Source organism: Pandoraea sp. NPDC090278, from assembly GCF_044772185.1.
Lineage (GTDB): Bacteria > Pseudomonadota > Gammaproteobacteria > Burkholderiales > Burkholderiaceae > Pandoraea.
In genome coordinates, this window is record NZ_JBIVYJ010000001.1 from 965,277 (window position 1) to 977,034 (window position 11,758).

General features: G+C 63.3%; 6 protein-coding genes. All 6 read left to right on the top strand.

The genetic code is table 11. The annotated features are described in order from the left end of the window. Nucleotides 1-327: 327 nt before the first annotated feature. The 6 genes from ACIQWO_RS04215 to ACIQWO_RS04240 all read left to right on the top strand — a co-directional run bounded on the left by ACIQWO_RS04215 (nt 328) and on the right by ACIQWO_RS04240 (nt 11,745). Nucleotides 328-1,227 (top strand): hypothetical protein, encoded by a 900-nt coding sequence (locus tag ACIQWO_RS04215; protein WP_402819563.1) that lies wholly within the window; start codon nt 328-330, stop codon nt 1,225-1,227. A gap of 216 nt (nt 1,228-1,443) precedes the next feature. Continuing rightward, complete coding sequence (locus tag ACIQWO_RS04220; protein WP_402819566.1) at nt 1,444-2,250, top strand: hypothetical protein; 807 nt, start codon at nt 1,444-1,446, stop codon at nt 2,248-2,250. 18 nt (nt 2,251-2,268) lie between these two features. Then, nucleotides 2,269-4,458 carry a putative bifunctional diguanylate cyclase/phosphodiesterase gene (locus tag ACIQWO_RS04225; RefSeq protein ID WP_402819569.1) on the top strand — a complete coding sequence of 730 codons (2,190 nt, stop codon included), beginning with the start codon at nt 2,269-2,271 and terminating at the stop codon, nt 4,456-4,458. Nucleotides 4,459-4,967: 509 nt separating this feature from the next. Then, entirely contained in the window at nt 4,968-5,990 is a 1,023-nt protein-coding gene (locus ACIQWO_RS04230) for a hypothetical protein (protein ID WP_402819572.1), read from the top strand. A gap of 264 nt (nt 5,991-6,254) precedes the next feature. Further along, nucleotides 6,255-10,073 carry a DNA translocase FtsK gene (locus ACIQWO_RS04235; protein ID WP_402819575.1) on the top strand — a complete coding sequence of 1,273 codons (3,819 nt, stop codon included), beginning with the start codon at nt 6,255-6,257 and terminating at the stop codon, nt 10,071-10,073. Between the two features lie 445 nt (nt 10,074-10,518). Then, entirely contained in the window at nt 10,519-11,745 is a 1,227-nt protein-coding gene (locus ACIQWO_RS04240) for an ABC transporter substrate-binding protein (protein WP_402819578.1), read from the top strand. Nucleotides 11,746-11,758 lie beyond the last annotated feature (13 nt).

Consider the following 11,758-nt stretch of genomic DNA (forward strand, 5'->3'; position numbering starts at 1 on the left):
GGCTCGGTAAATTAGTAAACAGGTTTAGCATTTTGCCAGAGTCTTTCTTCGGACGGCAACTGTCGCAAATAGGTGACAAGGGGATGGGAAGGAAAGGGTGGGGCGCCGGGTTGTGGGGCGTTTCATACGGTGCGACGGGGGTTCCCGGGCGGTTGGCACGACGAACCGACGGGCGGGCGAAGCCGTGCCGTCAAACTGTGAAAAACCTAACGAAAATAAGCACTTGACACTTCGCCTCGGCGGGTCAAGAAAGGAATTGTGCGATGCACCGGCGTCAATGCCCGTGCACGGCACCAGCCCTTTCATTGACCTTAAGGAGTGTCAATCATGTTTGACCTTGCACAAGCTTCGGATGTCCTCTCTATTACCCATGCAGACCGGCCGACCGGAAACCTTCGTGCTGCATCGTCACCCGCAGCTGCCCGGGCCCCGGCATCAGCCACGTCCGGCAATGGCGCCCTGCGCGAAGAACGTCTGCCGTTTGTCATCACCATCGCGAGCGACGAGTCGTCGTTGCGCGACGCCGTTGCGATGCGCCAGGCAGCCTACGGCCGTCATCTGCCTGAACTTGCTGCAACGCTGAGCGAGCCGGAGATCAGCGACCGGGAAGCGGGCTCCGTCGTGCTGGTGGCGCGCGCCCGGCTCGATAGCGCCGTGCTCGGCACGATGCGGATCCAGACCAATCGCTATCAGGCCTTGCATCTCGAGGATTCCGCACCGTTGCCCGAATGGCTCGACAGCGCGGCACTTGCGGAAGCCATACGTCTTGGCGTGGTGGCGGGACCGGTGGGACGCGTCGTCAAGACGGCGCTTTTCAAGGCGTTCTATCAGTACTGTCTGGTCTCGGGCATCGACTGGATGGTGATTACGGCTCGCCCGCCGCTGCATCGGCAGTACGAAGCGCTGATGTTTACGGACGTCTTCCCGTCGCAGGGTCTGATCCCGATGGCGCATGTCGGCGGAATCGGGCATCGGGTGCTGGCGCTGGATGTGGCGCAGGCACGCACGCGCTGGCAGTCGGCAGGTCACCCGTTGTTCGCTTATATGTGCCTCACCCATCACCCCGACTTGCGTCTCGGCATGCCGGGCGAAGGGACGCTTGGGCAGGTACAGCATGACGACGGGCCAGTGCCGGTTGAAGCCAGTGTTGGCGCGCATTTGCGGGATTTATCTTTTGGTGCCGACGAGGTACGATGCGTAGCAGCAGGCTACAGCCTGGCGGTGTAATGCCGTTATTCGAAATAACGTTATCCCGTCGTTTGCAACAGGCAGTGTTTTGCACGACGGCGGTAACGCGTAGGACGGGCGAGAGACACCTGCCCGTGTCGGCCGGAAGACGGTCGCACGGGACAGGGCCGGCCCGGCCGGGGAGGCGAGCTTCGATGCTCGCCTTGTCCGGGGCCAACACGGGGGCGACCAACGAGATAAGGGCACAAAAGTCATATGGCGGGGGAACTCGGCAACGAGCGCGACGACGGCCGTAATACGAACGATTTCTCCGATGAGTTGAGCGAACTCACCGGCACGCGGCGCCGTTGGCGCATCACGGCCCGGCTCGACGAACTCTTTCGCAGCATTTCCCTTTACGCGGTGCCCGCAGCCATCATGCTGCTCTCTGGCATCGTGCTCATGTTCCAGGAAAGTCAGTACGCCGTGCGCGGTGCCACCCCGGTGAGCTTTCAGGCGCAGGGCGATCTTCCTGCGACGTTCAATCCGCCGATGGCACAGGGGGCGCTGGAGCGTGCACCGCTGGTCCAGCAATTCAGCACGCATCTGTCCGAAGCGCCGGTGTGGTTCCGCTTCTCGGTGCCGCCGGTGGGCGGGCAGGAGCGAACCGTCATCGAGTTTCCCTCGCGGCATGCACAGACGCTTGCCTGCTGGCGAAGCCCCGACACCCCAGCCATCGGCCGCGCCGACCGGGGCGATGTCAGTGGCGGGATTCGCGTGTCGAAGGCAGGCTTCGCCATCGACCTCGGTCATCTGGTCGAGCCGGTCACGCTGTTGTGTCAGGGCACGTTCTCAGGCCCGGCGCATCTGTCGCTCGTCGCATGGCCCGGGCCCGAGTTGCGCATCTCCGAGAAGGAATTTCATCGCAGCAACGGTTTGCTCGAAGGCGGTTTGCTGACGCTCTCGGCGTTCGTGCTCGTCACCGCCATCATCAACAAGGAATGGTTGTATGTGCTCTTCGCCGCCTGGCTGATCGGCAATCTGCGACTCGCCGCCAATTCGCTCGGCGCCGACACGCAGTGACTAGAGCGCGCCATTCCGATGGAGTGGGACGCACTGGTCCGCAAGGCGACGTTCGCCATCTATTACGTGCTGACCTATTCGCTATTCACGCAGCTCTTCAAGAAGGAACTGCGTCTGATCGGCCTGCGCTGGATGGTGATGGTGCTGCAATGGGCGGGTGTGGTGCTTTGCTGCGCGGCAATTGCATTGCCGTATGCGCACTTCATTCCGGTGCTGTGGGCCGTGGCGGCGTTGGGCATCGTGATTGTGCTGGTGCTGCTCGTGCGAATTCTGGTGCTCACGCGCTCGCGCGTGGCGGTCTGGTACAGCGCGTCACTGGCCATCGTTCTGTTCGCGACGTTCTCCGAGGTCATCGCCGCCGCCTTCAATGCGCGGGCGTTGTCGTCGGCGCTTAACAGCGTGACGGCGGCGCTGTTCTCCAGCCTGATGGCCGCGCTGGCGATTGCCGAGCAGATGCGTATGGAGCACAAGGGCAAGCTCGAAGCCCAGACCGAATTGCGCAACGCCTACGACGTGACGCCGGTCGGCCTCTTCACGCTGAACGATCAGGGGGTGTTCGTCCGGGGTAACGCGGCGCTGCACACCATGCTCGGCATTCCCAACACCGAGGGACGCATCTTCCGCTGGGATCAGTATTTCGGTCAGAGCACATGGCGCATGCTGCTCGACGTCGCTCAGCACAGCGATGAGTCCGAACTTGAAATCCTTTCGCTGCCTCGCGACGACGGGCGTATCAGCCGTTACCTCGTCAAGGCGATTTTCTCCGACGGGCGAATCGAAGGGTCCTTACAGGACATTACGGAACGCGCTCGCACGATGGAGCAACTGCGGTATCTGGCGGAGAACGACCCGCTCACGGGCGTCTCGAACCGGCGTGGCATCGAAAAATCGCTGGGCGAAGCTATCCGCACGCTCTCGGACGCGCGTCCGGCGGCGCTGGCGTATCTCGATCTGGACCGCTTCAAGCTCGTCAACGATCTGTTCGGGCATGCGGCGGGCGACGAGGTGCTGCGTCAGGCCTGCGACCGGATGCGTGCGCGGCTGTCTACGGAACAGAGCGTGGGACGCACCGGCGGAGACGAGTTCATCGTGGTCTTCCGCGATGCCACTATCAAGGAGGCGGCGGCGGTGGCACGACGTCTGGTGGACGCCATCGCCGGGGAGCCTTATCAGATCGGCGAGCGGGCGTTTCAGGTACGCGCGTCGGCCGGTGTCATCGAGCTGACGACCGATATGCGGGTGCCCGACGCGATTTCGTCCGCCGACCGGGCCTGCCGCGAGGCGAAGAAGAGCCGTCGCGAACTGGTTGTCTACGAACGCGGGGCGGCGGCGTTCCGGGAGCGTCTGGCTGAGTTGCGTTTGATCGACGCGCTCGACGCTGGTCTCACGCCCAACACGTTGTTCCTGGAAATGCAGCCGATCATGGAGATGGCGTCGCCGGGTGACTCGCTGAACTTCGAGGTGCTGCTGCGCATGCGCGATTCGGACGGCAATATCGTCCCTGCATCGCGCATTATCAGCGCGGCCGAAGAGAACGGCACCATCGGCATGATCGACAAATGGGTGCTCACGAATACGTTGGCGTGGATCGATACGCATCGGGATCAGTTGTCCAAGACGCGTTTCGTTTGCGTCAATCTCTCTGGGGCATCGCTCAACGACGAGCATTTCGTGCGGGATATCTTTGCGACGCTGGCCGCGCATGAGCGGTCGGTGGGGCTGCTGTGCATCGAAATCACCGAGACGGTCGCGTTGCACGACCTCGACAACACACGACGCTTCGTCGACCGCATTCACCAGTTGGGCGGGCGCATCGCACTCGACGACTTCGGCGCGGGCTTCAGTTCGTTTTCCTATCTTAAGGACCTCGCGGTCGACGCGATCAAGATCGACGGCGCGTTCGTCAAGAGCATGGCGGCGCACCCGGCCAATCTGGCCATCGTCGAGGCCATCGTGGCGCTGGCCAAGAACCTCGGCATCCGCAGCGTGGCGGAGTGGGTCGAAGACGCTGCAACGCTGGAAGCGCTTTCCGAGCTAGGCGTCGACTACGTGCAGGGCTTTCTCATCGCCCGGCCGCAAACGCCTGAAGCGATCCTCGCCGCCGACTCCGCCGCAAGCTTCATTCGCGATCCGCAACTGGCGACTTTACTCGGTGAATTGGAGCAGTCTTTCTATCGCTCCCCGGGTAACCGCTCGGCGCTGCACTGATCGTTTCGCTGAAGTCCGGGCTATTCGCGAGTGCGTGATTGGCCCGCCGACGTCCCGCACATTCCCCGCAAAGACGCTTACGGACGACGCATTAATCGTCGAATGGCATTGAGCATTGTCTGCATTTTTCGCAATGCTCTATTTCTCTGCAAATTTCCTTTCCTTCTCTGTTTTGTTACATGCAATCCGACGAAAACCCGCATGAACAGGGGATTTCGCTGTCAAGCATGTGATTTAAAAACTACGCAGAAAGGTAACTCGACGTAAGAATTCCAACTGGAATAAATCTTGTCCGGCATTAAGCTGGAATGGCAGAATTTGTGCATCGACGTGATGGAGCCAGGTCTCCATGCCATCGTGAGCTATACCGCGAGACAGGGGGAGTCGCGGGGTTGCAGTCGGCTCACAGGTGCTCGGCAATCGACCGACACGCGATATGAACGGGGTTAGGACCGCACCACTGCGAGGTGAGTGTGGCGCAACCAGAACACCTAACCAAAAAAACGACAATGCTCTCGACATTCCTCAAACTCGTCTACCGCCATAGTCATTCGGCGAAGTGGCGGCATAACGAACGCCTGTGGCCGCACGCGCAGATTGCGCGAGATGCGATGGGGGCGATCGAACGATTCACCTGGCGCGGACGCAACGTGCCGCTCGCGCGTCGCGCCGAGTTGCAACGCCTGCGCCGACTGCCTTGCCACATCATCGCCAGCGGTCCTTCCATCGCGGACATCGACTACGACGCGCTGCCGATGCATCACGTGATGGGTGTGAACGGGGCCATCGCGCTGACCGAGCGCGCGCCCGTCAAATTCAACTACTACTGCATTCTCGACGCTGGCTTCGTGCGCCAGCGTCCCGATCTGGCGCGCCGTATCGTGGCGCGTGATCTGGTGCTGTTCGTCACGCCGGTCGTGCTGGCCCGCTTGCTGGACATGTTCCCGATGTCCGCCTTCGGCTGCCGCTTCTACCTCGTCGATGACATTTTCAAGCGCGGGTTTGAAGCGGCCCGCACGACGCAGACGCTGCGTGCAGACGCACAGGTCTCGGCCAGTGCGGCGTTCTTCGGGGACGAGAGCCGACTGGGTTTCAGCTTCGATATCGACAACGGCTTTTTCCACGGCGGCACGGTCGCGTACTTTGCACTGCAAGTCGCGACGTGGCTGGGTTTCAACGAGATGTACATGCACGGGCTGGATCTGCGCGACGCCTCAGCGACTCCGCGCTTTTACGAGACGATGCAAACCCGTGCGCCGACGCGCCTGGACGCCGAGTTCTCGACGTTGATCGAGCCGTCGTTCCGTCTGGCCGCTAACGTCTTGCGCGCACGTGGCGTGCGTGTCGAGAACCTCTCGAGTACGAGTGCACTGAGCGAGGACATTTTCTCCAAGGTCGACTGGCGTTCGCTGCGTCGCCGGAATCTGAGTCTGGTCGTGCCTGACGAGGCGCTGCCGGTCGCAACGCTCGACAGCGTGGCCGCCGATGGTGCGCCGTCCCTGCGTCCGACGGGAACGCACGGTCACGCCTGACATTCGTCGGACAATCGCCGGACGCATCATGCGCGCGATGCGGCACACGCCGCGGCACGCATGATGCGCAAAAGTCCGTGCGCAGGGCCGCCGCGCGGTGGCCTACCTGCTACAATCGCTCTCCGGGTTTTCCTGAAGCAATGAGCGATTATGGGGTTTGGCTGGTTCGGACTGTCGACGTTTTGGTTGCTGGCACTGTGCTGGCCTGGCGTACGGGGTCTGCTTGGCGGTGAGATACGAATCTTCGGCCCCGGCACGCTCCGTATGCTGCTTGGCGTTCCGCTGGCGATGGTGTCCAGCGCCACGCTGGCTGCCCTGACGGGCGGCGACGGCAACACTGCCGGTGGCAGCATCGGCCAGTCGCTCTCTCACGGTTTGAGCGTCGCGCTCAGCGGCACGCTGGCCATGGGACTCTCCGGCTTCGTCCTTCTCTTTTCTCTCCCGCTTGTCTTTGGCACCACCTGGTGGGGCATGTTCTCGCGTCGCCCATCGGCCGACGACGAGGACGACGCGCCTGCGTTCGAGCCGCGCGATGCACGGGAATCACGTGAATCCCGTTTTGACACCAGCGCGCGTGAGCCGGTCCGTGGTCTGTCGCAGATGTCGTTGGACACGGGGGATCGTGGCGAGCGCGGCAGCTACACACCGACAGTCGGACAGGGTCACCACAACGTCGGCAGTCTGATCGAAGAGCCGGTGCCGCGTCGTCGCGGCCTGGCGGCACAACCGCGCTGGAAGCTGTCGGACGAAGAGCGTGCGCGTCTGGATGCCATGCAACCTCCGCCGTTGACCACGCGCGGTGCGCCGCGTGCCGAGCCGTCGTTCGGCGCGAGTGCGGCGACGCGTCCGGCAGGGAAGGGGACTCCGGTCGGACGCACAACGCCAGTGGTTGCGGCGGCAGTGGGTGCTGCCGGTGCGGTCGCGTCATCGGGAAGCGCTGCTGCTGCAACGGGTGCGACGCCACGTGCCGTCCTCCCGCGTGGTGCATATGCCGCAAAGCTGAGCCGTGGCGAAGCGCTGCGGACGACGGAATTCGTGCGCGCTGAGCCGGGCATGACGCCTCGCGAGCCGCGTCCGGCCGCGTCGCCATCGTCGCCGTTCGTGCAGCGTCCCGCTTCGGTATCGACGAACACGACCTCCACACCGAATACCGCTTCGCCCACCGAGCCGCTGGATTCCACATCGACGCCAGGCGCGACCGGCTATCGTCGCCCTGTTGGCATGGCCCCGGCGCACTTGCGCGGCACGGTCGTGCACAGTCCGTTCCGCAAGCCGCAGTTGGGTCTCGAAGATATTCCGCCGCGTGGCGCGCCGCCGCGTCCGCAAGCACCGACGTCGCAAACGACTTCTGTGGCGGGCGATGAGGCCGCAACGCAGAGTGCAACGAATGCCGCTGCATCGACACCCTCTGCACCCGCAACGCCGGTCATGCGTGGTGCAGCCTCATGGTCGGCGGCCGATGCCGCTGTCCCGCTGGCGTCCGACGTTGCCGAGTTTTCGCCCATCGACTGGTCGGTCAACGACGTCGTGGAGCCGTCCGCCGAGCCGGTGCCCGACGGCCCGAGCCCGGAGATGCTGGCCGAACAGGAAGCTGCACGAGAAGCCGCGCGCGCGGCCGAGCAGGCAAGGATCGACGCGATGATTGCGCTGCGTCAGGAAGCGGAGGCATTGCTGCGCGACTTGCGAGACTGGGCGTCGCCTGTGTCGTCAGACGCAAGTGGTGCGCCGACGCCGACATTGCCGCTACCGTCTGAAGCTGTCGCTGTCGATGCGCACGACGTCATGCCGACGTCGCTCGATAGCGATGTCGACACCGTAATCCCCGAAATTCCTGCACTGGCGGCGTCACCCGAGGTCGTCGTGGCTGGGCCGCTAACGCCGCCACCCGTTGCCCCACTCACGCCTGCGGAAGTCCTTAATTTGCCGCCGCTGATGCAACTTCGGCAGCCGGTCGCCCCGGCATACGGCGCAGCGATGCCGTCCGCTGTGCCGCCGCGTCCGTTCGTCTTTGCCGACGTGCTGGCGAGTGTCGAAGCGTATGACGCTACCGTCACGGCACCCGCAACTCAAACCGTCGCCGCAGAAACCGCTGTCGCGTCGGCAGAAATTATTGCTGAAGCATCGGGTGAAGACGATGCACTTCCGCCTTTCGACGTTTCGGGCGCTATCGATGTTATCGACGTTGCTGACGTTTCGGAGCACGTGGGCCACGTTGCTCCTGCGTTCGTGCCGCCGGTCCATGAAGCGGCGTCGACATTGGCTGACGGGGCGGAGACTTTCGACGTCTCTGAGCGCGTCGTCCCGATGGACATCGACGAAGCCCTTGAGCCTTCCGCGAAGCCGCATTACGTGCTGCGCGCCGATGGCACGTGGGCGAGGGCGGATGGGTTGCCGCTGACGTCGGACGATACGCCATCGCTCGCGCAGCCCACACCCGAACACCTGCCGCCTGCCACGCCGGTGATCCCCGCGATCCCGTCGTTCGGTGCAGCATCCATGACACCGTCTGCCCCCTTCGGCGTAGCGCCGTCCACCGCGTCGCAAACGGCAAGCTTCACCGCAGACACGCCTTACGAGCTACCGCCGCCGCGTGTCGCCGTCGACTACGACTTGCCTGCCGTGGACCTGTTGGCGCCGGCCACGGCCAGCGATCATGCCAACGTCGTCTCGGACGAAGCGCTCGCCGCAGTGAGCCAACTGATCGAGCAGCGCCTCTCCGAATTCAAGGTGCCGGTGACGGTCGTCGGCGCATCCGCCGGACCGGTCATCACGCGCTTCGAAGTGGAACCGGCGGTCGGTGTGCGCGGCGCGCAGGTCGTCGGTCTCATGAAGGATCTGGCGCGCGCGCTGGGCGTCACGTCCATCCGTGTGGTCGAGACGATTCCCGGCAAGACGTGCATGGGGCTTGAATTGCCGAATGCTCAGCGTCAGATGATCCGTCTTTCGGAGATTCTGACCGCGCCGGTCTTCGATGCGCATCGCTCGCATCTCGCGCTGGCGATGGGCAAAGACATCACGGGCGAGCCGATCGTCGCCGATCTGGCACGTGCGCCGCACTTGCTCGTGGCCGGTACGACGGGCTCGGGCAAATCGGTGGCGGTGAATGCCATGATCCTGTCGCTGCTTTACAAGGCGACGCCGGACGACGTTCGCCTCATCATGATCGATCCGAAGATGCTGGAATTGTCCGTCTATGGCGGCATTCCGCATCTGCTTGCACCGGTCGTCACCGACATGAAGCAAGCCGCGCATGCGCTGAACTGGTGCGTCGGCGAAATGGAGAAACGCTATCGGCTGATGTCGGCGCTTGGCGTGCGTAATCTGGCGGGCTACAACGACAAGATCGACGCCGCGCGCGCTGCTGGCGAGAAAGTCAGCAACCCGTTCTCGCTGACGCCGGACGCGCCCGAGCCGCTGGACCGTTTGCCGTTCATCGTCGTGGTCATCGACGAACTGGCCGATCTCATGATGGTGGCAGGCAAGAAGATCGAGGAACTGATCGCACGTCTGGCCCAGAAAGCGCGTGCGGCCGGTATCCACCTGATTCTGGCGACGCAGCGCCCGTCGGTCGATGTCATCACCGGTCTCATCAAGGCGAACATTCCGACGCGGGTTGCCTTCCAGGTGTCGTCGAAAATCGACTCGCGCACGATCCTCGATCAAATGGGGGCAGAGTCGTTGCTGGGGCAGGGCGACATGCTGTTCCTACCACCGGGCACGGGGTATCCGCAACGCGTGCACGGTGCGTTCGTCGCCGATGACGAGGTGCACCGCGTGGTGCAGCACTGGCAGCAGTACGGCGAGCCGGATTACGACGAGGCCATCCTCGCGGGCGATCCGGCCGATGCAGCGTCCGCCGATCTGTTCGGCGACACGGCGGGAGACGCCGAAGCCGATCCGCTGTACGACGAAGCTGCGGCCTTCGTGCTGAATTCACGTCGTGCGTCGATTTCCGCCGTGCAGCGGCAACTGCGCATCGGGTACAACCGGGCGGCGCGTCTGATCGAGCAGATGGAAGCGGCCGGACTCGTCACGCCGATGGGCCGCAACGGCACCCGCGAAGTGGTCGCGCCGGGCGAATAGCGTGTCTGGCGCGTCCGGCGCGTCGATAGCGCGTCGCCTGCGCGCTGAATAATCGCCTTCGCTTACAACTCGCTTACGACCCGTCATACGAGTCGAACTCTTTGGCACTCCGTGCCGTTCTCCTGACACGCGCCGTACATGGGCGCGTGACACAAAACCCCTTGGAAACCCGCGCCAAATGGCGATAACGGGGCGCAAACCCGCGTCCCCGTAGGGGTATTCCCGCCTTTGCGGGCGAAACTCAGCGATCACATAATCGGCGCGCTAGGTTGGTCGTTCGACGCGTGCTTGACGGTATCGCCCTGACACGAAATACAAGGACCGGGGCGGTGCGACGGGGGGGAGACATCCCGGGATTCGCGCATCCACGGCAGGGCCTGCGACACCAAGGAAATCGCAGCAAAAAAGCGTCATATCGAAACGCATCGCACCGAAGGAGACCCTTATGCAATTCCGATTCAAGCTCATGGCTGGCGCTGTCGCGTTCGCCCTGTCCGCCTCGATGGCCATTGCGGCCGATCCGATCAAGATCGGCGTGTCCGGCCCGTTCACCGGCGGCTCGTCGTCGATGGGCGTTTCCATGCGCGACGGCGTGCGTCTCGCCGCTGCAGAGATCAACAAGTCGGGCGGCGTGCTCGGCCGTCAGATCCAACTCGTCGAGCGCGACGAAGAAGCCAAGAACGAGCGCGGCGTGCAAGTCGCGCAGGAACTGATCAACAAGGAAAAGGTGGTCGCCACCGTCGGTTACATCAACACCGGCGTGGCGCTCGCGTCGCAGCGTTTCTATCAGGACGCCAAAATTCCGGTGTTCAACAACGTCGCTACGGGCACGGTCATTACCGACCAGTTCAAGCCGCCTCAGTATCCGGACAACTACGTCTTCCGCAACGCCGCCAAGGACAGCATTCAGGCACCGATGATCGTGGAAGAAGCGATTACGCGTCGTGGCTTCAAGAAGCCTGCCATTCTCGCGGACTCGACCAACTACGGTCAGCTCGGTCGTGAAGACCTCGAAAAAGCGCTCAAGGCCAAGGGCATCACGCCGGTCGCCGTCGAGAAATTCAACATCAAGGACGTCGACATGACGGCCCAGTTGCTCAAGGCCAAGCAGGCTGGCGCCGACGTGATCCTCACGTACGGTATCGGTCCGGAACTGGCGCAGATCGCCAACGGCATGGGCAAGCTCGGCTGGAAGCTGCCTATCGTGGGTAGCTGGACGCTGGCGATGGCGAACTACATCGACAACTCGGGTGCGAACGGCGAAGGCGCGCGTATGCCGCAGACGTTCATTCAGGAACCCAACACGCCCAAGCGCAAGGCCTTCATCGACGCCTACGTGGCCATGTTCAAGCCGAAGAACAACCGCATCGACTCGGCAGTGTCGGCTGCACAAGGCTATGACTCGATCTACCTGCTGGCCGCCGCCATCAAGCAAGCGGGCAGCACGGACGGCCCGAAGGTGCGCGCAGCACTGGAAGACCTGAAGGCACCGGTCGAAGGCGTGGTCACGACCTACGATCGTCCGTTCACGCATGACGATCACGACGCCATCACGGCCAACATTCCGGTGTTCGGCGAAGTGAAGGGCGGCCGTGTCGTGTATGCCTACGACAGCGACCTGAAGGCGGGCAGCAAGGTCCGCGAGAAGGCGGGCACAACGGCATCCAAGTAAGCCGTACCTCCTC